A 22279-nucleotide genomic window follows, 5' to 3' on the forward strand; every position below is an offset into this window, starting at 1 on the left:
ATGGTTTCTCATGCCATAAAATTAGGCGATGCACTCGAGCCTTTACTAATAGAAGTAAATGAAGATTTGGTGAGGAAATATGGGGAAGTGTCTGGAGATTTTAATCCGATTCATTTTGATGATCGTGCTGCGAATGAAAAAGGATTTTCGGCTAAAATCATACACGGTATGCTTTCGATGGCAATCGCATCCAATATCGTGGAACCCTACCTTAATAAAGGCTATTGGGTAAAAACATATGAGATGAAATTTAAAGCACCTGTTTTAGTAGGGGAAACGATCAGTATAAAAGGAATAATCGAATCTGTTGAAAAAGAGTCATTTACCGTAGATGTTATTGTTTCAAGCTCGACTTATCCACAGGTAGCGAAAAGTAGAATTGTGCTACATGTGTATAAATAGTATTACTTATCCACATTATCAACAATATCCACAGTTCAAAAAAACCGTTTCCTAACCAATTGGTTAGAAGACGGTTTTTTTACGGTCGCTGTAGTCACTTATTTTATGATTTATAGTTCAATCTCGCTCACTTCACGATCAACAATACGCGCACCTTTTTTGCTCGTATAGTTTCCGCCCGAAGAAGTAAAGATGTTTTGTGCGATTACCGTGTCCATCGCTGCATTTACAGCTGCAGGATCAACCGGTTCGATCGGAGCATCCAGACGGATGGTTACCGTTTTGTTCTCTTGGTTAAGAAACTGCAATTCAAGCACTTTGGCCATTGAAATCCCTCCTTTCCTCTATATTTTCCTCGCCTCTCATTAAGAGTGTATCGCGAAGGAATCGTTTCGCTTAATCATTACAAGGGGATACACTTGAAGTCCTGATAATGCGTTTGCTACCGCATAAAGCTGGTCAGGTGTTGAAGAAGTCTTAACATGAGCGAAGTTCTTATACTTCACTACCGGTTTGTTGTCTGCATCCAATCCACCATCAAGCTCCAAACGCATTGCTGAATCAATTAAAGCTGCTGTTGCCATGTGCCTCACCTCCTTTCACATCATAAGTTCCAGAAAGAAGTGAAAAGGAGCCATGAGGCTAAAAATTTTTGAAGTAAGTGTCGCTCAGACCTACTTTATGTAACTAAAGAGGGTGCTTTCAAATATCTGCATCATTGATGAGTTGGTTGGAGTGGAAGGTGTGAGACTCCTGCGGGACAAGCGGTCAGGTGAGACCCTTAACGGCGCAAAGCGGCAAGGTGCTCACCGCCTGCCCCGCGGAAAGCGAGCAACCTGGAACGGAAATCAACTACTTACAAAAGCTGCGAAGAATCTCCACAGCACTTATCCACAATTTTTAGAATTTTACTCAAAATCAACCTACAAATCTTTCTAAATCCAGCATTTCACACAAAAAATCTATCAATTTTCGTAATTCTGCACACACATTGTGGATAACTTTTCAAAAGTTAACAGGCAACTTTTGTCGTTTTGCATCGTTAACTATACAACTTTTCAAGAGTTGCACTTTGTTTTACAAAACTCCTCCAATCTATAGTGAAGATACCGCGGAATTCCCCGAATGTGCGCACATTCCAAAAGGAACGATTCCCATGAAACACAATCCGTTTGAAGAAGTTGCAGCCATGTTCGAACCACTCATCAAATCCCAGATCAAACGCTATCACCTCACGAACCAATTCGATCAATACTATCAAGCTGGTTTACTCGGACTCTGGAAAGCTTACGAAACGTACAACCCGGAAAAAGGGCAGTTCTCGTCATTTGCTTTTATCCATGTTCGCGGCCGAATTTTACAAGAGTTGCGAAACGAGCTGAAGAGGCAGGAGGCGGAGGTCACGCATGATCCTCATGAATCGTTAACGTTTCAACACCTTTCCCATCAAGACCACATTCCTTTTTTGGAAGATGAAACTTTAAATCTCTATCTGATGCATCTAACAGAAAATCAGCAACGGTGGGTTGTGCATCGAGTCTTTCATATGAACACAGAGGCAGAGATTGCAAAAACGTTTGGGGTCACGCTTTATGCGGTGAAGTCATGGAGAAAGGCTGCAATTAAAAAACTACGTACAGTTTTAAATACCCAATAAAATCAAACTTTCTTACTATGTGATTTGATGGATATAATTCTAGAATTAGGGTATAGTAGAAAACTGTGGGCGAAAAAATTCCTTTTTTACCCATAATAGCCAATAGAGATATAAGCTGCTATTTTTTTAGAATAACAGTGTAATAAGTTGGTAGGACAAAGCTTATATATTTATTAAGAGGGGGACAATTAAACGATGGAAACACAAGTTAATCAGAGTACTGGAAACAAGAAAAGACCTTTAATCATTGGGCTAGCTATTATTGCAGTGCTTGCAATCGGGGCAACTGCTTATGCGATGTTCGTTGATCTATCTCCGCGTGAATTGTATTTAAAATCCGAGATGAACACATTTAAAGCACTGAACGAATCATTTGAAGACAGCTTTGGAGATGCGCTAGCACTTTCTGAAAAGCAGATGGAAGAAGCGTATAAGTCTGAAGCGAGCGTAGGGGTAGATGTTGACCCGGCGATGTTTGGAGCAGGTGGAATGGAAGCGGCTTTGATCGGCTCTGTTCTTCAAAACAGCGAATTCAAAGTAACAACACAGCATGATCCAAAGAAAGAAGAAGGATCTGTTGGAATGGCTTTAAGAATGAATGATGCAGACTTAATGAATGCTGAGTTTTATCAAAACAACAAACAAACAGCTGTAAATGTACCTGCAGCTTACGATAAGAACGTTTACTTTGAAAACAGTCAGTTCGGTGACGTGATGCGTAAGTTTGATCCAGCGTACCAAGGTATGGAAAAGCTTGAAAACTTCTTTAAAGCAGTGGATGGCGATCTAAGTGAAGACGCTCGCGATGAAGCGTTTGAAGAGTTCGCAAAAGTGTATGCTGACAGCGTGAAAGATGAAAACGTAAAAATGAAAGACGATGTTGATTTTAAGGGTGAGAAGCTTCGCGAGTTAACGGTTTCTCTTTCTGAAAAAGAAACAAAGACAATGCTTGTAAACTTTGTTGAAAAGATTGAAAAAGACGATGAGATCCTAGATGCGATCGCTGAACAATCAGCATTGCAAGGCGGACTTCAAACAGGCATGATGGCACCAACGGGCAACATGAGTAAAGCAGATGCGAAGAAAGAAATTAAGACACTTCTTGCTGATGCGAAAAAAGCGATCAAAGATGACTTGCAAGTTCCAGGTGGAATGAAGCAAGTGGTTATCATCGATGGTGATGATAAAGTAGTAAGCCGTAACGTGACGATGAAGATTGGTGCGAACGGTGAAGAAGCGGTTCCGATGAACTACAAGTCTGAAAGCTGGACGAAGGGCGACGTAACGAACTCTTCTTGGGTTCTTAACGCAGGTCCTGAAAACGAAACATTGTTAGTGGATGTGAAGATGGAAAGCGAACCAAAAGGGAAAGACGGTAAGAAGCGCGACATTAAAGCGAAATTCGAAATGACTGAAAACGGTACAACAGAAGGTATCGGTTTCCAAATTAAAGGTGAAGGCACAGATAAGAAGTCAAAATGGACGGCTAATCTTGTTCCTGCAGGCGATGCGCCAATGGAGCTTCCAGACATGACGCTTGAGATCGAGCACACGGGTGACCAAAACCTTGATAAGGACTTTGCAAACCACGATTACAAAGTAACACTAAAAGGTAACGACGCTACAATGGGCGATATTAACGTTGGATTGAACATCAAAACAAAAACAACGTTCGGCGATAAACTGAAATTCCCTGAGCTTTCAGAAGGAAAAGCAGTAAACGTTGCTGAGATGAGTGACGCTGAAATGATGACGATGATGTCAGAAATTCAACGCAACATCGAGCAATTTATCGGAGAAAACGCTCAAATGTTCCAATAGAATCATAATAAGAAGGACAGAGATAACTTAAAACAAAGTTGATCTTTGTCCTTTTTTCTAACCATTAGGGTATATATAGCATGTGAGGTACGTTCGTTTTGTCGAGGATTGTAGACTCGTGGATAAACGGCCGAAACTTTTGGATAAAGTGCTAAAACTTCTGGATAAACAGGCAAAACTCGTGGATAAATAGCCAAAACTTCTGGATTCACCCAGTCTAATGCCCCTACGGGTATAGGTTCTGTGTTGATTTCAGCTCCATACCTTCACCAAATTTTTAAACGAAAGGAACGACACTATGAGGCAAACGCTACTCATTGCCCATCTAACGGTAAAATGCTGGCTGAAGCAGCCTTTTCCTCTGATTGCTATGATGCTGTTTCCAATTTTGTTACTTGGAATCACGTATCTCGGGCTAAAACCACTACTTGAAGAAAAGCAGTGGGTAGAGCCTTTTGCCGTAGCGATCGTAGATGAAGATAACACCTTTGAAACCAAATTGCTCATGAAGCAGTATGAAAACTCAGAAGAACTAAAAAATGTATTAACCTTTGAAAAAACAGATGCTGAGAGCGCGAGTGAAAAGCTGGCTAGCAACGAGATCGCGGGCATGGTGATCGTGCCGGATGGGTTTACTAAAGGGATACGCAAGGGCAAAAATATCCCTGTAACCGTAATCGGTAACCCTGAACGGCCTTTTCAGGCAAAACTCCTTCAGCAAGTGATGGTATCAAACGCTAACTTGATCTCTTCTGCACAAAGTGGAGCGAACGCAGCTTTTCATTATTTGCGAAAGATGGAATTAAGTTCAGAAGAATTCAGGGCTTATCGCGACACGGTCATCACAGACTTTACACTTCAAGCATTAAATCGAAACAAAATCTATGAAACAGAAACGCTAAGTGCATTCGGCGGAATCACGACACTCGAGTATTACAGTTTATCAGGTGTGTTGATTTTGGTACTCGTAGGTGGATTGTTCGGCATGAGTTTGACCGCAAGAAGTGAACAACAAGCACTGCGCGAACGACTAACCTTACAAGGCGTAAGGTCTGGCGTATTCTTTTTTAGCAATGTTATTTCCGTTTTCCTCCTGCTCGTCATCCAAAGCGCCATTCTGGTTTCATTGTTTTATGTTCTAACCAAAACGTGGAGCATCACAGCGACAGTCATACTTTTCACATACTGCTTAGGCATCGCCTCTCTTTTCTCGCTTTGTCAGGAACTTTTTGTTCGTAACGGAGCAAAATGGGGAGCGGGAATCATCCTTGCGATTGGACTCGTTGCTACAAGCGGAAGTGTTCTGCCACTATCGTATCTACCGGAAATGTGGCGCAGCATAAGTCTGCTAAATATCGTGCATCATGCACACAGCGGAATGATAGATACGCTGTTTGCCGGGAATGAAACGTGGATGTCTGTTCTCCTGCTGCTTAGTATTTCAATCACCATTTGGGTAGTGAGCTTGCTACTTATCATGATAAAGAAGAGGTTGCCATGGTCTGGACAATTGCCATTACACGTATAAAATTACTCCTTCAAAGTCCGTGGAGCTGGCTGGGACTTATTGTTCCGGTTCTGGTGCTCGTTTTTTTAGACATGTCGGTAGGTAAAACAAGTGAAGCGACCAAGATTCCAGTTGTAATCGTAGACGAGGATGAAACGGAATATTCAAAAACGGTCATAGAACGAGTGAGTAAGAATCCAGCGGTTACGGTAAGTGTTCGTAATGAAGAGGATGCGCGTAATCAGATTGAAACGCAAAAAGCTGCGATCGGTTTCTTTATGCCTGAAGGGTTTATGGAAAACATACAGAAAAATGATGAAGAAGGGCTAGTGACGATGTGGCTCTCGTCAGGCTCAATTTCTCATGGATTAGTGCGTGAGATTTTTGCAAGTGAAGTGAAGCGGTTATCAAGTAATTCGTACGGCGCTAATACGGTGTTAAAAACATATGGAAAAAGTGAGAAGCTAGATGCCAAGGAGCAAGCTGAGGTCTGGAAGGATGCATGGGCCTTTAGCGATAAGCATTGGGAACCGAAGCCTCTCATGACCATTGATTATAAAGTTGGTGTTACGAGGGAATCTTCCGTAGAGGCGGATGGCAACAATGTCTCGTTCTATGTTCCAGGCATGCTCGTACTGATCATGTTGTTTAGTTTTTTATATAACAGCTGGCCGATTAAAGATCGTGACTCCGGTATGCGGTCGAGAGTACCTTATGCAGCTGGTCGATTTTCAGTGTACTGGTTCGGAAATGCACTAGGCGTTCTGCTTTTACAGTTACTCATGCTCATCTTATTGATCGGTTTTGGCTGGTGGAGAGAAGCGTTAACGTTGAACGTGACTACGATTTTGAGTTTGATTGGCTACGTCTTATTTCTAAACGCATTATCTCTTCTGTTTGCTTATTTTGTGCACAGCAACCGCACATGGCAAGCGATCACACTCTTTGTCGTACTGTGCACATCGCTTCTAAGCGGAACGTTCTTTCCGAGCGATGAGCTATCAAGCTTTTTACAACGTGCTGCAGAGTGGACGCCGCAATATTGGATCGTGTCTTCGTTAAACCAAGAAACGTTAATGATTCCCTTTATATTTGTAGGTTTAAGTTTTATATTATTCGTACTTTCAACCTTAAAGGCAGGTGACAACGCTTGATTGCAGCAGAAAATTTGAAGAAGAAGTTTGGTAGAAAAGAAGTACTAAAAGAGATGAACTTCTTTATTGAAAAAGGAGAAACCGTCGGCGTTGTTGGCCCGAACGGTGCGGGTAAATCAACGCTATTAAAGATCCTTGCAACCCTCATGAAAAGTACTGGTGGGTCGGTTCATATCAATGGACTTGATGTGAGGAAAGAACAAAAGAAGATTCGACAGAAAATCGGTTACGTACCGCAAGAAATCGCTGTGTATCATGAGCTAACAACACGGGAAAATTTACGTTTTTTTGCGAAGTTGGCGAAGGGATCGTCAGAAGAAAGATGGATGCAGCGCTGCGAGGAGTGGCGACTGGCTGAGCACCTTGATAAGAAAGTGAAGCATCTGTCTGGTGGTAACCAGAGAAAGCTGAACATCTTGATCGCGATGCTACATGACCCGGACCTATTGATTTTGGATGAACCGACTGTCGGAATTGATATATCGGCAAAACAAGAGATCGTAAACGATTTGCGCCAGCTGGGGAGAGAAGGAAAGACCATACTGTATTCCAGTCATGACGCGCAAGAGCTCGAAACATTATGTACTTCTTTTTTAATTTTAAAAGAGGGGGAACTGCTTTTTTATGGATCGAAGCAAAAAGTGCGCCAGTTCGGTTCCGTTGCGCAGTCGGAAAATTTTGCGGAAACGCTTGGAGAGATTGTTGGATGAAGTCTGCTAGTAATAGCAGGCTTCTTTTTTATCCTGAATATTCCATTACCAGTACTAACGTGATAAAATATATGTGAAAGTATTCACAAATTAGGAGCAGGAAAATGGAAGATAAACTATCGAGAAAAATAAAATCAGCTATGGTAGCATCTCTTTTACTACCCGTGTTATTAGGTATTTACTCTATCAATGAATTAAGTTCAGTAGATGATTTATCCTTTTTAATCATTGTCTTTATCTTTGCTATAGTTGGTAACTTTATGTACGGCATACCAGTATCTCTCTTAATAGATTACTTAACTAGTAAAATGATTAAATTCCAATTTTTGCTGTCAGGCTTTTTACATATTATTTTTGCTTCTATTTCTTTTGTCTTCATAGGAGAATTTAATACATTTGCAGTTATATGTGCCGTTCTCTTTTTCTTGTCTGAAGAGTGGCAGATGAGAAAATCAAACTTTACATGGAGAAGAATGATACTGAATTGCATATTTGTGGTTGGGTTTGCTGTACTTGTTGTTTACTCATCGTTTTATCTCCAAGAGCAGTTAGAAAAGGAAACACTTGAATATTTTCTTATTCCATCAAACTACGAGGGAAAAGTAACGGTAATATATAACATAAAGGAAGAGCCAAAAGCAAAAAAAATGGGAGACTATAACGTGATTCAAGTAAACGATCAAGGTTATGCCCTTACTTCGTTACCTCAAGCAGAGGGGACGATTAAAAATAAATATTATTTTGTAGATAAAAATGGTGAAAGAGTAAAAATTGATGAGAAGTGTGTTCACATAGGTAGTTCAGGTTCTATTTCAAATGATGAACAGGAGTTCCAATTTTCAAATCTTACTGTTAAAAAGAACGGATGTACAGATGATTTTTATATAAATGGAAATATGTATGGAGAGGATTATAGTCTTGAAATAGAAGAAATCCTTCAGCGAGAAGGCCTTGGAGATTTTGGCTATTAAGGGTCAAAAGTGTCCAGTAAAATAATTATTTTAGCTCAATACTAAATTCGACATGATTTTACAAGCAGACCAAATTCCTATTTTCCGTAACGGAAGCGTAAAACACAAGTCCTATTATTTATTGTAGGATAATAATAGATTACTTGGAAAATCAAAGGAGTTTGGGATAAATAATGAAAAAATGGATAGTTACATCAGTTTTAGGTGCTAGTTTATTATTGTCGCCACTACAGGCGTTTGCAAATATAGGAGATCAAACACTTCGTCCAACAATGACACACTCAGATGTGAAAACACTTCAAACAATATTGCGAGATAAAGGTTATTTTACATATAGCGGTTCAACAACGACATACTTTGGGTCATATACAAAGAGTGCAGTAATGAGCTTTCAGCGTGCCAAAGGATTGACGGCAGACGGGATTGCAGGTCGAAATACGTTTAACAAACTAGGAGTCTATAATGTTAACAATGCCTATCTAGTTGATTATGCAAAACGTTTCCAAGGAACTCCTTATGTATGGGGTGGAACGACAACTGCCGGGTTTGACTGTTCAGGTTACATCAACTATGTTTTTAAAAACTCTCACAATATCGTTCTGCCACGTACGGTGAAAGACATGTGGAACCAAACAGGGTATCGCGTTTCCACTCAAGGGATAGGGGATCTCGTATTCTTCTCAACGACAGATTCTGGAGCTTCACATATGGGGATCTATGTAGGTAATGGAAAGTTCATTCACGCTGGTTCTTCCACTGGCGTAACGATTTCAGACATGAACAACACTTATTGGAAGCCGCGTTACTTAGGGACAAAGCGTCTGTAATTCTTTTAGAAGAGGAAGAGGAATGACTCCGCTCATGTAGTGGTCATTCCTCTTTTTTGTACTGATAAATTAGTAAACTAGTTCTTTCTTTTCGCTTTTCGTGCTGATCACATTCGTTCTATTCTTTTCAGTAATGGTTTGATCAGAATGGTAACTTAACTCTGAAAAGAAACAAAATTGTGTTGCAGGATAGGGTTGGGATAATTTGGTTAGATCAAGTTCTGTTGCTCTATACACTTCATCTATACAATCTTGCGCTACATGTTCTAGACCTTTATCAGATAAATCTTCCATGTTTTCAAAGTCAGTCATAATAGAGATGGTCGTTCCCATGCGATAATATGTAAATTTAATTCCAACTTGTTTATTCATACAAAAAGCCTCCGTGTTAAAAGTAAATTAGAATAATAAATTTATTTTTGGGTATTAAGTCTGTTTAATTAAGGCATTTAATTACAATGATTAAGAATGTAGTGTTACAAGGTTTTTCACTACGAAGGAAAATTTACAGTCTCTTATTCTTTATCGGCTATAGGTTAATAAATATTTAGGGATATTTTATTAAAAAATGATTTTATTAGGTAAAGTCTAATTTTTTGATAGATAAATATAGAAGAATAGAAGTACAAACCAGAGTTTGTACTTCTAATTCTTATCCTAGAACAAGATTCTTGCCCAAGGATCGCAGCAGCAATGATGTTGCTTTTTCTTAGCTTTTTTGAACTTTTTGCACTTCAACACTTCGTAGCTAGAAGATGAAGAAGAGGACGAAGATGAAGAGGATGATGAAGAAGAAGATTCTTCACAAACCCATTCTACTTTCTTGTAACACTTCTCAACTTTTTCATGCTTCTCGTGCTTCTCATGTTTGCAGTGGTCGTAGTCTCCACACTTATAACACATTAATCGTTTCACCTCACAAATTGATACCGACTTCCAACTGGTTTCGGTTTCTGTATATCATATGTAGAGGAAGACAAGTTGCTTAGACGAATGATGGGGTTTAATAGAAATGGGGGTCTGACCCCCTACAATTACAAATACCTTCAATTTGTTCTTACCAGGAGCACACGAGAACAGCAGGTACTAGTGCCTAACAAAAAATCCACGCTGCAACCGCAGCGTGGATTTTATTACTTCGTAGGTTCTTGTATGAGCATCCCTTCCTTTGCAAAGGCAAAGTGGATGGCGTGCTTCAGATTTCTAAAATATGTACTTTCTCCAAGAGAATACTGGTGTTTCGTTATTTCTATACTTAATTCAGGTGAGATCCCGACCAATAACGTTTCCATTCCAAACAATCGAGCAGAAGAAACAAGCTTATTCAACATATCCACCATTTCAGAATCAATAGACTTAATACCGGTTAGGTCTAAGATAACAAATTTTGCTTTGTGTTGAGGCAGTGAAGTCAGAGTATGCTCTAACATATCTTTAGAACGGAGCTCATTGTATTTACCGATTAAGGGAATAACCACAATATGATCGGTTACCGGAATAATAGGAGAGGAAATCTCCCTAATCAAATCGGTTAATTCTCTTGTGCGGTCTTCAACCATAGCTTCTAGCTTCATAATTTCATGCTGTTCATCCCGTTGAACGAGATCGCGGATGTTATCATTTGGTGTTATATGTGATTCTGAGATTGCTAATTTTAGCGTGTTAGGGTCGGCTTCGTTTTCTAGGACCTCATACCACATGTTGGTTTGAAAGAGTCCTGTGAAAACTCCAGCCCAATGGCCAGGTAAGAATCGCCCCATGCGTTTACTGTTCTGCGCTTTTTTAACTTTCGTTTCCCAGCTGTTCGTAATCGTAATGATCGCTTCTTTCTTTTTAACATCAAGCTCTATGTATGTTTTACCCCAACCCGCTGATGCATAAATGGTAGGTAATGATTCAGCGGAAATCTCAATATTTCCGATCGTTCTTATGTAAAAATCACTAACGATTAACCCTGTCCGATATCCAGCTGTTTCAAAAACAAGATCGGCAGTTCCTTCTCCTGTGATCTCTTCGATGGAATCTAGGAACACCTTGAATGCTGAATCAATCCAGAACAACATCACATCTTCGCCTTCAAATTGAAAAATACCTTTTGCTAGGTCCCAATGAAAAGAAGAACCATTAACATCTACACTTTTTTGAGAATCCATTAGTTCATTTGGCGACTGCTTCATTTATAATCCTCCATAGACAAAAATAGTAGACACCCTTTTCCCGTACCCTAATTCTATAAACATTAAACATTTGTGTGGGGTCTGACCCCACACAAATACAAAACCTTCATTATGTATATTCCACGAAGACACCCGCAAAGGGAAAAACCACGTAAAAACCACCTGATGCAATCAGGTGGTTAGTTTTGTTTGTTTTTCCATTTGTTAAATTCGAGAAACTCTTTAAATTGCTCTTTGCTTACACCAGAACCCATGGCTTCTTTCACAAGGTTGGCCCATTCTTGGTCAAGTTCTTCGTCATTCACTTCCTCTTTAATTAGGTGATCAACAGAAATATCAAGGACCTCTGCAATCTTTTCAAGAAGTTGAATGGACGGGTTTTGCTGAATATTTCGCTCTAATGCACTGATGTAAGATTTAGCTACTCCAGCCTTTTCAGCTAAGGATGTCATGGAGAAGCCTTTTTCTGTGCGGTACTTTTTTAAATTTTCCCCTATCACCATTTGCATTCCCCATTTTAGAAGTCATAATAATCTAATTATATCTTCAATATTTAGGGAAGTAAATAAGTACTAGTTCTTACTTGAATGCTAGCTTTTCTGGTGAAAAAGAGCAATTATTTGTTACGAATTGGGGATTTTTTAAAAAGTCCAGAATCTCTTCCTTGGTAATGCCGTTATCCTTAGCTTCCTTCATTAAAAGAATCCACTCGTGATCTAACGTCGTCTTCTTCTCCATTAGATTTCCCTCCAGATAAGCGTGATGTTCAGGTAGCCCGGCGATCCTAGCAGTTGCCTTAGACCCGTGGCTTTGCGCCCATATCTTTCGAAAATGTTTGCCCTTGTCTGAAGGATGAGACAAATGACCTAACTCAAATTGATTATATCCAAGCTATCTGAAAAATGTTGTCAGAAAATGACAGTAACATAAATGTAATATTTATTTTTCTTGAATACTCTTCAAAACGAGAAAAAAGGATTGTTTCAAGGATTATCGAACATGTTAAGGTGGAGATTTTTAAGCATTATATCTAATTAGTTGAGAGGATGATCGTACTTGAACAGCAATTTGCCATTAAGTTTGTCGAATCAACTCAGTCTACCTGTCATAAATGCTCCAATGTTTTTAGTATCAAGCCCCGATATGGTGTTGGAAAGTTGTATGAACGGTATAATAGGTACGTTTCCTTTATTAAATGCACGAACCTCCGATCTACTGGAGAATTGGATGAAACATATTTCAGAAGAGCTAAGTAAAGCAAGGGAAGAAGATCCTTCTGCAAAAATAGCTCCATGGGGTGTTAATTTAATTGTTCACCGTACGAATAAACGTTTTGAGGAAGATTTAGAGCTAATAAAGAAATATGAGCCGCCGGTAGTAATTACATCTCTAGGTAATCCAAGCGATGTGGCAAAAATCGTTCACGGATACGGTGGTCTCGTATTCTCTGACGTTATCTCGCTTGATCACGCGCGTAAGGCTGCTAAGACTGGCATTGATGGATTAATACTCGTGTGTAGTGGGGCAGGTGGCCATGGTGGGACGTTAAATCCATTCGCCTTCTTAAGAGCAGTAAAAGAATTCTGGGATGGAATGACGATCCTAGCTGGAGCGATTTCTACAGGTGAAGAAATACTGGCTGCCAAGATTCTTGGGGCAGATCTCGTATACATGGGAACACGCTTTATAGCTACTCAAGAATCTTCAGCGAGTGAAGACTACAGGCAGATGTTGATAGATTCTACTTTAGAGGATCTTGTTTATACAGACGCGATTAGTGGAATAAAAGGGAACTACCTGCTTCCATCCCTTCAAAAAGCGGGATTTGATGTAGAAAACTTGATGAAAAAAGATTCGATTGATCTCTCGTTCTCTGAATCCAAAGCAAAAGCTTGGAAAGACATCTGGTCAGCAGGACAAGGTGTAGGAAGTGTGAAGAAGATTGCTACCATTCAAGAAGTAGTAGATGACCTTAAAGCTGAATATAAAAGAGCAATGAATACAAAGGAAGCGATGAGCATTATTCCTTAAATGCATTAGTCCTTTAGAACTAAATCCCCCAAAATCGCTGGTTATAAACGCGATTCTGGGGGATTTTTTATTTTAGTTATCTGTATACAAGTTAAGATTTGTTTCGAAATGAAGGGTGATTTCGTAATAACTTCCTTCATCTTTAATACTTAACATTTGCTTGGATTTTTCTGCATAAAAGAATTTTACGCCCGGATTTTCGTCAATAGGTTCACCTAGTTGAACGATTAAGTTTTCTACGTAAACTTTATCATCCGTATTGTAACTGAGATAACCGATTTTTTGATCCTTCTTTAATTCTGGCAATTCTACAAAAAATCCGGTATTTTCACTTTCTTTCAAAGAGTTTTTAAGATTCCAAGTTGCATAAATAGGCGAATGAATGGCTTTTTCACTATGTTTATCATACGGACCTAATATTTGAAGAGCTTGATCTAATGTAGTTCCAATTGTTATCCCTTTAATAAAGAAATACCCATCTTTTTTTGTGACTTCCACACCGTTAAAAGGAGTTTTCTTTTTACCATATTGTTCTTCCAGATTATCAAGCGAATCTGTAGGTTTAGGACTTTCTTCTATAACACTGTCCGTTGTATCTTGTTCGGGTTTCTCTTTTTCGGTAATTGAGGATGAGTCCTTCTCTTCACTTTCTTTTTCATTTTCTTCAACTACGGGCTGCTCCTCATCTACAACGGGTTCTTCAGCTTTTTTGCCGGTAAATTTAATGTCACTAATGATAAAAGAAGTCAGCGTTTTCGTTTCTGTATAAACCTCAATTTGTAGGGCATCTTTTAAAGCTGATTCTGAAATCGGTTTTTCTAGTGTGATTTCTTTAGTAAATGTAAATGGTTCATCTGGCTTTAAATAACCTTGTTGTGGCGTTTCATCGATCTTGAGCGTTTTTGACCCAATAGCAGCTTGAAGTTCTTTGTTCAAAATCGTAATTCTTGTCTCGAATTTTTCACTATTAAATTCAGTGGTGTTTTTAACCGAACCGTTTATTTTTAAAATATTTGTGTTTTCATCATAACTAATCATACTCGAAGCTTGTGATAATTCTTGAGCGTAGCGAATTTCAGGTTTTTTTATTTCAATTTCAGTCGCTGTTTCAGGTGTCAGGTAGCTATCGATAAGAGTATATGAAGTAAAAATAACTCCTGCAAAAAGCGCTGCTGTTAGCATCCTTGGCACAAATGCGTTCTTTGGTTTAGTCTTTTTTTTGCTTGACGAGTTACGTATAGCGAGCAATATGTTTTGTTCATCATTTTTTGTAAAAACTGGAGTACTCGAGATTTGTTTGTCTAAAGTATGGTTTAGGTTTTTTAGTTGATTTTCCACTATCGCTCACCTCCTAGTTCAATATAAGAATCTTGCAGCACTCTTCTTGCTCGACTTAGACGAGTCTTAACTGTAGATTCATTCATCGATAGCAGTTCGCCTATCTCACCCACAGAGAATTCTTTGTAATAGTGTAGCAGTATAACTTCTCTATACTTGAGTGGCAACGAGAGCACAGCTTGATACAAAAGTTGGTCTTCACTACTCGCGATCACCCCATCTTCAGCAGAGTGAGCACTTTCTTTTTGGTTTGTAGTGAATTTATCTGTAAAAGCGAGCTTTCTATAGCTCCAGCTTTTTAAAAAGTCCTTTGATTTATTGATGGCAATCGTGTAAATCCAGCTCCTAACAGCGGATTCTCCACGAAATGTATCAAGTTTTGTGTATAAAGAGATATAGACGTCTTGTGTAATGTCTTCTGCTTGCTGCCAATTCTTCACGAATGTATAAACGAGCCGTTTGATCTCTTCTCCGTAGCATCGCATCAAGTAAACGATGGCATCATCCTTAGACATGCCGTCAATACTTATTGAATCGCTTAATTCCTCACTTTTCACGTAGCGTTAATCCTCCTTAAGGTGCATTTCCGATAGTAAGACGAAGTAATGGTAACACGGTTTTCATAAATTTAGAATACAAGTATAATATTACCATTATGGGTCTGCCCCCTTACAATTACAAAAGTACTAAATTTGTTCACCAGGAAAGGACACAGCGAACTCGCTGTGTCCTTTATTGATATCGCGCTCTATGAAACTAAATCACCCATATTTTCCTCCAAAAGAGGAGAAGCGAGGAAGAGAGCGAAAATATAAGTAATATCTTTATGTAAAGAAACCGTGTAAACTGTAAGGAATTCATTACGAGCGACCAATATATCAACAGCTATTAAACATGGAGGTGTTACCATGAATTTGTTCTCATCGATTACCGAAGAAAGTTTTGACTATTTAATACGAGATTATGGATTTTCTGATCCGGTCGATACAGATGGGAGTTGGAAGACAACCTTCTTATACGCTAACGATCAACTAGAGATTGAAATAGAATTAAATTATCGAGATATGGATACGTTTATTTACTTGAGAAGTTTAGAGCATGATCCAGAAGAACAATCGCCGCGTATGCAACTAGAAGAAATTCTAAATATTGATCCCGTTAAAAGTAATGGAGATCAAACAACAATTGAACAATTTGAAAAAGGGATTGTAAATAAAGCAGCATTATTAGAGACGAACCTTAATCAGATCATAAACAAAAAAGAAAAGATCTTTTCGTGAAATTAAAATCTCTAATCTATGAAAAGGGTCGCAACGAGTATTCGTTGTGATTTTTTGTTTATAAATTTTATAAATATCTTTAATGAGAAGAGTGAGGTTTTAAGGTGTCAGGTATTACGTTTAACATCAAAGGAGAAAAGAAAACTATCTTATTTGACCAGACAATCCATAAGTATTTACGAAAAAAAGAGGGAGATGATGGTGAGTTTGAGATACTTAATGATTTAGATCCTTATGGATATTGCGAGTTTACAAGTTCTCAAATACAATCATTGGTTTTACTTTGTGACAAATTAATAGAGAAATATAATGATGAATTTAATTGGGAACATGGTAGGGTACGGAAATTTTGTAAAAAGTTCAAAGAATTATGTGTGGATGCACTTGATAAAAATATGAACATAGAAGGTTCAGGTGATTAGCTCCACTAAACAAAAAGGATAACTCCAAATTCGAGTTATCCTTTTTGTATTTATGTTAATGTAAGAGTCAATCCGAATGTAATAATGAGATATCCAACAAACATTAAGACAGCCAAAAAAGCTCCTTTTCCGCTTGTACCCCCGCGCTTGCGCAGTTCATGCATCTTCTCCTCGTCGCTGATGGAAAGCTGATTCACTTCTTGTACTTGTTTTTCAGCGTGCTTTCTATAGAACATATTTCCTGTAATCCCTAAAGCTCCAGCAAGCCCATAACCTAATCCTCTACTGATTGCTGCACCATCAATGCCCGTGAATAAAACAATAATGTCAATTGCTATAAAACCAAGAAGGATATAAACAACAGGCTTGAGCATTTTTCGGTATCCCAACCAAAACAGTGGTAAAAAGAAAGCAGCCCAGTTCCAGCTGTTGTCTTTTTGCCATTTTCTAAAATAAAATTCTCTCTTTTTTTCTCCCACGAATTCAGCGAGTTTAGCTTGATCAGCACCATCGATCATTCTGTCGGCAGAAAAACTTGTACTAGGTTGAGTAAATTGATCCATTTAACCTTCTCCTTCCGGTTAATAAAAGTACTTTGCGCTTGCCTATTTAAAACAGGCAACACAAAACCTAACCATTATATTCCATTTTTTGTGAAAGAATAAACCTGAAATATACACGTAATAGGCAATTTTGTTGAATGTCTTTCTGAAATAAACAAAACAGCAAAAAGTGTAATTGTGAGGGGTCAGACCCCGGGTCTGACCCCTCACAATTATGTAAATTTTTATGAAAGTGCACAAAAGGGTTTTAATTTTCTAAAAAATATTGTAAAATAATTTGAAAATTAGGTTTCGTTTTAGCGGAATTGGGGAAGGAGAGTATATTTGGAGATGAAACATAACACATCAGGGTTTGGATTTGCGTTTATCTTCTTAGCAGGACTTTTTGCATTGGGACTTTATCAAACAGTGATGGTATGGGGGAACATTAATTTGTTCTTTGAACGAATTATGGGACTAACTTCTACTTCATTTATTTCTTCCATACTTCTATTCTGGTCCATCACGAGTGCATTTTGGATTCTTAGCTTAAAAGTGCTGGATCTTGCACATAAGACAGAGTTATATAACGCGAAGAATGCCGTGTTCGGCATGACATTTTTGTTTTTCGCCATTCCATTTGGTATCTGCGCCCAAGTGTACCACGCGCTTAATATCAATTCTGGCGTGACAACAATCACTACTGCACTTTTCATCATGACAATAGTTTCGTTTATTATTGGATTTGTTTTCAAATTTAGAAAGACTGCCCGTTAATCAACGAGTTTTAAGTAGCCATCGAATTCTCTTACGAATGAGATGGCTATTTTAGTGCGCAGAACCGTACTATTTGCTTCTGAAACCCAACCATAAAAAAACCTCACATATTAATAAATTCGATCGGATGTTTTCGTATGAAAAAGAAAGTATACCAATCGTGCTCTTAGGTATTTTAAGTATCTTAGTCATTGATGTTCCATTTTTTCATTACCCCATTAGTACACCTAAGTACCTTGTAAATGTAGATACAAAAGTGAACTATATACCATTTAAAGACACCAAAAAGTACGCCACAATCAAAAGATGTGGAAACAATTGTAGTGAGGTCAAATATCACTACAAAAAGGATAATCTCCATCTGTCCATTCTCGTTACCGATAAGGTGAGTGCATCCAGTGACTCTATATGGGGTGAAAGCAGAAAGATAGCGAACACGAAATTCTTTTATGAAAAAAGAAAAGAGGAACAATTATTAGCCTGGATTGATAAGAAGAATGAAAAAGAAATTTTTATTACGTATAAGGACAATAAAAAAATCAACCGAAACGAGTTAGTGAAAGTTGCTAACTCGTTATCTATTAAATAGTTTTAGAATCGAGGTGTATTATGAAGAAATACGAAAAAATGTTAATAGGAATGAACAACGAAGACTTCAATTGTTATTCTAATAAAGGAGACTGGCTTTACATTGCAAATAGAAAAGATACAAAGAAAGGACTATTTCGATTACCGAACTACCTGCATTACTTTGTATCATTAAATGATCAACGTCTGCCATCAGAAATTGGCGTGGTAAAAACCATCAACGGTCAGATTACAGCAAAAGAATTAGCAGAACTCGATTTTAAAAGTAGAGATAAAGACTTGAAACTCATTACAGATGAAACGATAAGTGAATATGAATGGTTCCTAGAAAAAGTGAATGCCCAACCTGAACATACCCCCATGGCAGCAACGTGGTTAGAAAGAGTATTTCCTAAAAAAGAGAAAGAACTAAGGATACATAAGAAATTCTTCACAGGGCTAACGAAAGACGAAAAAAAAGAAATATTCGAAGTCTAATTTTATTGATAGGTGACGAAATGCACAAATACCGAATTACCAAATACAACCCATTATTCCGGGATGCTGAAGGACGTTTTACCCGCGATGAGTGGACGAGCATAAGTGATATTGGAAAAGTGTTTGAAAATCAAGAACTAACGATAGAAATGTACAAAAAAACAGAGGACTCTTACATAAAAGCTGTACATCTAACAATGGATTTTTTAAATCTTCCCCATCTACATGCGAGAAATATTATTAAAAGTTTCCATGATAATCAGTTTTTAGCACTAATAAATGACAATATCGAGTTGTACCCAAAAGATATGCTTCAATATTATTTCTCAACTAACAACAACGAGAAAATAACTCATGAGGATATAGACAAACATTGTAGATTACAACTAAGAGAGGCCTGGGGCTCGGCGCTTTTTTATCCACAAAAATGTAAGCTGTTTATCGGTTATGATTATTTGATGAGTATTCATTCACATATTCCATTAGATCCAATCTTTCAATCCATACAGAATTTAGGGCTATTTGTTGAAGAGTTCTAAATAAGGAGGAACGACTAAATGAAATTTATAAAAAAAATAATGTTAAATCGTCCTGCCGAAAAGCGTCTTGTCTATTTTTATAGCATGGTGGCGACCGATGAACAGGTTTGGCTATTGGAGAACAAGCATGGCGACCTATTCGTTACGGAAGGTGATGGAGATTATGAGTTTTTGTTACCTGTTTGGCCGAGTCGAAGTTTTGCTGAAATGGAAGCCGCAAATCTCAAGAAATCATATAAAGCGTTCAACATGCCACTATATCAGTTTATAGACCACTTACTCGTTGATCTTGAAGAAGACGGTGGTGCAGCTGCTATTTTCCCGAGTGAAAAAGACACGATGGTTCAAACGCGTAAAGATATAAAAGACATGATTGATCAAATGAACGATTGATACGACTAACAAGATTAAGGGAGACATTTTATGAAAATTGATTATCAATTAACAGGTGCAGGATGGGCTGAGTGTGTTTTCGTATTAAATGATAAAAAGTACACGTTCTGGCCAGGTTACTTAACAGATGCCCTAGGCGAAATTCTAGAGGCCCTATTGAACATCAATCCCATATATACAGAAGAATGCTATTTAGAGGACGGGGCTAGTGCGAAATGGGATGCTGAGCCTCAAGAAACAGAATGGAACTTTAAGTATCTAGGTGAAGATCAAATGGAAATCGCATTGTATCATTATGAAGATGAAAGATGGAATCCCGAGATAGATTTAAAATTTCAGTATTCGTATGATGAGTTTCTTAAAGCATGGGTTGATATAAGTGAACAGCTTCTTTTAGAATATGGAATTGTAGGATATAAAGAGATGTGGGTTCAATATGAATTTCCGTTAAGCAATTTCTTGAAATTGAAATATTATCTAGATCATCATACTGAGTTTCCGGTAGATACAAAAACGGTTGATGAAATCACAACGAAAAAAAGTAAAATTGAGATGGAACTCGATTATATAAGAGGAAAATAGGTTTAATGTGAATCAGTATGGTAATGATGGGTGGAGGTGTGTACCAATGGGACAAAAACTCTCTATATTCCAGAGAATATTAAAGACTTGGATTTCCATACCGCGAACCATCCGAACGGGACTTCTTACTCTGCTGGTCATAGGGATCATGATTTTCTTTTTAGGTACAGGGATTTCTAATTCATTTAATATAGTTAAAGGTTCCTCTGAGTTACCAACGACTATGCTCTTCATTATTGGAGTTGCTGCAGCCATCATTTTATTGGTGATTCGAAAAGAGAAAAAATAAAACGTCTACTAAAAAGCACCAATCTCTATTAAAGAGATTGGTGCTTTTTAATTCCCCATATACTGGCTACCCTATTAAATCGTTAAATCATAAAACAAACAAATTATTAAATTAAAGGTGTTCAATAAAACGAACAAATAAATGTAAAATAATGCAAAAAAGTAAGAAAGAGGTAGAAAATAAAAGGTATATAGTTCTTTTGTACTTTAAAACGAACAAATACGGACGAATTTGAGGGTTTTTAAAGTAGTAAATATGTTCTATTATAAACACATAAACGTTCTTTAAAAAGAACAAACCCTTACTTTCTTAAAGCACTAAACAGAAATGGATGGTGAAAGAATGTTACCAACAAGGGCAAGTAAAATAAAACTTCAAAGAACCAGAAGGAGAAAACAAATTCGGACTTTTGTTATAACACTTTGTCTAGGTGCACTTTCGATCTATCACATTTCTTATATAACGTCAGAAACATATGCGTTTTTTTCAGATCGAGAAGAGACTACGGCTACCCTTTCTGCAGCGAGAATGTTTCCGAAATATGCAGCTGAATTAGTAGAAAGAACAAAAAGTATAGCCGTTGATTCTAACAAAATGGTAGAGAACATTGATAGTTTGCTAACGGGAAAAGAAACCTCTGAAGAACTATCGATAGCCATTCAGGAAGCTCGAAATATTCGAAGTCAAATGCCTGACTTAATCACTGAAACGAAATCCTTTATAAAAATACTAGAAGATGCTCTTAGTCTCGAAGAAGAAGATGTTCGTAATGGAGTTGAGGGTGCTCAGGAAGTGAGAGATTACATAAAAGCAGCTCTCCAAGACGCAACAAATGAACTTGGTAAAGTGGAGAACGCAATAACAGCAGCAGATGGATCCATCAGTAATGCTGAAACTACGTTAATCGCTCTAATAGAGGCAGAAGAAAAAGCGAGATTAGAGGCTGAGGAAAAAGCAAGGTTAGAAGCTGAAGAGAAAGCGAGATTAGAAGCTGAAGAAAAAGCAAGATTAGAAGCAGAAGAAAAAGCCAAGAACGAAACAAAAGAAGAACCTAATACAGAAACAAAAGATACAAAAGAAACAAATGAAGGTGCGGGCGAACTAAACCAACAAACAGAAGCAAGTGAGGCAGTAAGTGAACCTGCTAAGGAGGAAGAAAAATAATGAAAGCTCTCAAATGGGTTAATCATCTCATCACATTTTTACTTTCGTTACTACTCATCGCTTTAGTTTTCAGCGTAATTATATCGAAGGCCTCTGGAGGCGAACCACAAATAATGGGGTATCAGCTCAAATCGGTTTTATCTGGATCAATGGAACCTGGTATAAAAACAGGGTCCATTATTGCAATTAAGCCAGGCGGTGACAACACCCGTTTTCAAAAAGGTGATGTTATTACCTTCAAAGAATCTGAGAAAAAATTGATCACTCACCGCGTTCAAGAAGTAACAGGTAGTGGAAAAAACACGCAATACATCACAAAGGGTGACAACAATAATGCTGCAGATACAAATCCCGTATTAGCTGCAAATGTAGTAGGTGAATATAAGGGGTTCACAGTTCCTTATGTGGGCTATCTATTGAACGGAGCACAATCTAAAGCAGGTTCAGCTCTACTTCTCATATTGCCAGGTATTCTCTTACTATTTTATTCCGCTGTTACGATATGGAAAGCCATTAAGGAAGTTGAAGTGAAGAAAGACGCTCCGTCAACTTCAAATTAAGTGGGTTGAAACATCATTTAGGTGAAGAGCCTAAACGAGTTCAATATATAAATTATACATACCCGAAAAAA

The 22279-nt window shown here is 38.0% G+C and carries 29 protein-coding genes and 1 riboswitch; of the genes, 20 read left to right on the top strand and 9 right to left on the bottom strand.

Annotated features, from left to right (window positions below; translation table 11 throughout):
* A complete protein-coding gene (locus IHV09_RS08525) occupies nt 1–402 on the top strand; it encodes a MaoC/PaaZ C-terminal domain-containing protein (protein WP_231618263.1) in 402 nt (133 codons plus the stop codon).
* A gap of 110 nt (nt 403–512) precedes the next feature.
* On the opposite strand, the gene IHV09_RS08530 is transcribed toward IHV09_RS08525, so the two are convergent.
* Nucleotides 513–728 (bottom strand): DUF2922 domain-containing protein, encoded by a 216-nt coding sequence (locus IHV09_RS08530; protein ID WP_066398672.1) that lies wholly within the window; start codon nt 726–728, stop codon nt 513–515.
* Nucleotides 729–767: 39 nt separating this feature from the next.
* Nucleotides 768–986: a DUF1659 domain-containing protein gene (locus IHV09_RS08535; protein WP_137791022.1), complete on the bottom strand. Its 219-nt coding sequence runs from the start codon at nt 984–986 to the stop codon at nt 768–770.
* A 572-nt stretch (nt 987–1558) separates the two neighbouring features.
* Here IHV09_RS08535 and IHV09_RS08540 point away from each other — a divergent pair.
* The 7 genes from IHV09_RS08540 to IHV09_RS08570 all read left to right on the top strand — a co-directional run bounded on the left by IHV09_RS08540 (nt 1559) and on the right by IHV09_RS08570 (nt 9049).
* On the top strand, nt 1559–2059 hold the full coding sequence (locus IHV09_RS08540) for a sigma-70 family RNA polymerase sigma factor (RefSeq protein ID WP_197128445.1): 501 nt from the start codon (nt 1559–1561) through the stop codon (nt 2057–2059).
* Nucleotides 2060–2254: 195 nt separating this feature from the next.
* Entirely contained in the window at nt 2255–3880 is a 1626-nt protein-coding gene (locus IHV09_RS08545) for a DUF6583 family protein (protein ID WP_197264174.1), read from the top strand.
* A gap of 298 nt (nt 3881–4178) precedes the next feature.
* Entirely contained in the window at nt 4179–5408 is a 1230-nt protein-coding gene (locus IHV09_RS08550) for an ABC transporter permease (protein WP_197264175.1), read from the top strand.
* Nucleotides 5378–6541 (top strand): ABC transporter permease, encoded by a 1164-nt coding sequence (locus IHV09_RS08555; RefSeq protein ID WP_197264176.1) that lies wholly within the window; start codon nt 5378–5380, stop codon nt 6539–6541. Before IHV09_RS08550 ends, IHV09_RS08555 begins: the two co-directional genes overlap by 31 nt.
* A complete protein-coding gene (locus tag IHV09_RS08560; protein ID WP_197264177.1) occupies nt 6538–7251 on the top strand; it encodes an ABC transporter ATP-binding protein in 714 nt (237 codons plus the stop codon). Before IHV09_RS08555 ends, IHV09_RS08560 begins: the two co-directional genes overlap by 4 nt.
* Before the next feature lie 104 nt (nt 7252–7355).
* Nucleotides 7356–8222 (top strand): DUF6843 domain-containing protein, encoded by an 867-nt coding sequence (locus tag IHV09_RS08565; RefSeq protein WP_197190075.1) that lies wholly within the window; start codon nt 7356–7358, stop codon nt 8220–8222.
* 173 nt (nt 8223–8395) lie between these two features.
* On the top strand, nt 8396–9049 hold the full coding sequence (locus tag IHV09_RS08570) for an NlpC/P60 family protein (protein WP_197264178.1): 654 nt from the start codon (nt 8396–8398) through the stop codon (nt 9047–9049).
* A gap of 69 nt (nt 9050–9118) precedes the next feature.
* Here IHV09_RS08570 and IHV09_RS08575 read toward each other — a convergent pair whose 3' ends face one another.
* The 4 genes from IHV09_RS08575 to IHV09_RS08590 all read right to left on the bottom strand — a co-directional run bounded on the left by IHV09_RS08575 (nt 9119) and on the right by IHV09_RS08590 (nt 11964).
* Nucleotides 9119–9421: a hypothetical protein gene (locus IHV09_RS08575; protein ID WP_197264179.1), complete on the bottom strand. Its 303-nt coding sequence runs from the start codon at nt 9419–9421 to the stop codon at nt 9119–9121.
* A gap of 761 nt (nt 9422–10182) precedes the next feature.
* Entirely contained in the window at nt 10183–11226 is a 1044-nt protein-coding gene (locus IHV09_RS08580; RefSeq protein WP_197264180.1) for an STAS domain-containing protein, read from the bottom strand.
* A gap of 179 nt (nt 11227–11405) precedes the next feature.
* On the bottom strand, nt 11406–11726 hold the full coding sequence (locus tag IHV09_RS08585) for a helix-turn-helix domain-containing protein (protein ID WP_197264516.1): 321 nt from the start codon (nt 11724–11726) through the stop codon (nt 11406–11408).
* A 79-nt stretch (nt 11727–11805) separates the two neighbouring features.
* Complete coding sequence (locus tag IHV09_RS08590) at nt 11806–11964, bottom strand: anti-repressor SinI family protein (protein WP_197264181.1); 159 nt, start codon at nt 11962–11964, stop codon at nt 11806–11808.
* Between the two features lie 28 nt (nt 11965–11992).
* Nucleotides 11993–12076: riboswitch (cyclic di-GMP riboswitch) on the bottom strand.
* Nucleotides 12077–12282: 206 nt separating this feature from the next.
* Between IHV09_RS08590 and IHV09_RS08595 the strand changes: the two genes are divergently transcribed.
* Complete coding sequence (locus IHV09_RS08595; RefSeq protein ID WP_370568956.1) at nt 12283–13257, top strand: NAD(P)H-dependent flavin oxidoreductase; 975 nt, start codon at nt 12283–12285, stop codon at nt 13255–13257.
* A 72-nt stretch (nt 13258–13329) separates the two neighbouring features.
* On the opposite strand, the gene IHV09_RS08600 is transcribed toward IHV09_RS08595, so the two are convergent.
* Together IHV09_RS08600 and IHV09_RS08605 are read right to left on the bottom strand one after the other, a co-directional pair.
* Entirely contained in the window at nt 13330–14595 is a 1266-nt protein-coding gene (locus tag IHV09_RS08600) for a hypothetical protein (RefSeq protein WP_197264182.1), read from the bottom strand.
* Nucleotides 14595–15152 carry a sigma-70 family RNA polymerase sigma factor gene (locus IHV09_RS08605; RefSeq protein ID WP_197264183.1) on the bottom strand — a complete coding sequence of 186 codons (558 nt, stop codon included), beginning with the start codon at nt 15150–15152 and terminating at the stop codon, nt 14595–14597. The genes IHV09_RS08600 and IHV09_RS08605 overlap by 1 nt, the downstream gene beginning before the upstream one ends.
* A 351-nt stretch (nt 15153–15503) precedes the next feature.
* Here IHV09_RS08605 and IHV09_RS08610 point away from each other — a divergent pair, with 351 nt between their 5' ends.
* Both IHV09_RS08610 and IHV09_RS08615 read left to right on the top strand, forming a co-directional pair.
* The gene (locus IHV09_RS08610; RefSeq protein WP_197264184.1) at nt 15504–15875 is read left to right on the top strand and encodes a hypothetical protein; all 372 of its coding nucleotides are present in this window, start codon (nt 15504–15506) and stop codon (nt 15873–15875) included.
* Between the two features lie 104 nt (nt 15876–15979).
* On the top strand, nt 15980–16297 hold the full coding sequence (locus tag IHV09_RS08615; RefSeq protein WP_197264185.1) for a hypothetical protein: 318 nt from the start codon (nt 15980–15982) through the stop codon (nt 16295–16297).
* 50 nt (nt 16298–16347) lie between these two features.
* Here IHV09_RS08615 and IHV09_RS08620 read toward each other — a convergent pair whose 3' ends face one another.
* Nucleotides 16348–16860 (bottom strand): DUF2628 domain-containing protein, encoded by a 513-nt coding sequence (locus IHV09_RS08620; RefSeq protein WP_197264186.1) that lies wholly within the window; start codon nt 16858–16860, stop codon nt 16348–16350.
* Nucleotides 16861–17184: 324 nt separating this feature from the next.
* On the opposite strand from IHV09_RS08620, the gene IHV09_RS08625 reads away from it, so the two are divergent.
* The 9 genes from IHV09_RS08625 (at nt 17185) to sipW (ending at nt 22208) form a co-directional block, all read left to right on the top strand.
* Nucleotides 17185–17616, top strand: a complete 432-nt coding sequence (locus IHV09_RS08625) for a hypothetical protein (protein WP_066398601.1) — start codon at nt 17185–17187, stop codon at nt 17614–17616.
* Between the two features lie 127 nt (nt 17617–17743).
* The gene (locus IHV09_RS08630; protein ID WP_197264187.1) at nt 17744–18205 is read left to right on the top strand and encodes a hypothetical protein; all 462 of its coding nucleotides are present in this window, start codon (nt 17744–17746) and stop codon (nt 18203–18205) included.
* A gap of 20 nt (nt 18206–18225) precedes the next feature.
* A complete protein-coding gene (locus tag IHV09_RS08635) occupies nt 18226–18681 on the top strand; it encodes a hypothetical protein (RefSeq protein WP_197264188.1) in 456 nt (151 codons plus the stop codon).
* Between the two features lie 20 nt (nt 18682–18701).
* A complete protein-coding gene (locus IHV09_RS08640; protein ID WP_197264189.1) occupies nt 18702–19220 on the top strand; it encodes a hypothetical protein in 519 nt (172 codons plus the stop codon).
* 18 nt (nt 19221–19238) lie between these two features.
* Nucleotides 19239–19613, top strand: coding sequence for a DUF2750 domain-containing protein (locus tag IHV09_RS08645; protein ID WP_197264190.1), 375 nt, complete (start codon nt 19239–19241; stop codon nt 19611–19613).
* 30 nt (nt 19614–19643) lie between these two features.
* A complete protein-coding gene (locus tag IHV09_RS08650) occupies nt 19644–20195 on the top strand; it encodes a hypothetical protein (protein ID WP_197264191.1) in 552 nt (183 codons plus the stop codon).
* Nucleotides 20196–20241: 46 nt separating this feature from the next.
* Nucleotides 20242–20484 carry a hypothetical protein gene (locus tag IHV09_RS08655; RefSeq protein WP_197264192.1) on the top strand — a complete coding sequence of 81 codons (243 nt, stop codon included), beginning with the start codon at nt 20242–20244 and terminating at the stop codon, nt 20482–20484.
* Nucleotides 20485–20826: 342 nt separating this feature from the next.
* Nucleotides 20827–21648 (top strand): hypothetical protein, encoded by an 822-nt coding sequence (locus IHV09_RS08660; RefSeq protein WP_197264193.1) that lies wholly within the window; start codon nt 20827–20829, stop codon nt 21646–21648.
* The gene (gene sipW, locus IHV09_RS08665; RefSeq protein ID WP_197264194.1) at nt 21648–22208 is read left to right on the top strand and encodes a signal peptidase I SipW; all 561 of its coding nucleotides are present in this window, start codon (nt 21648–21650) and stop codon (nt 22206–22208) included. The genes IHV09_RS08660 and sipW overlap by 1 nt, the downstream gene beginning before the upstream one ends.
* Nucleotides 22209–22279: the final 71 nt, after the last annotated feature.

Source organism: Fictibacillus sp. 23RED33, from assembly GCF_015903925.1.
Classification (GTDB): domain Bacteria; phylum Bacillota; class Bacilli; order Bacillales; family Fictibacillaceae; genus Fictibacillus; species Fictibacillus phosphorivorans.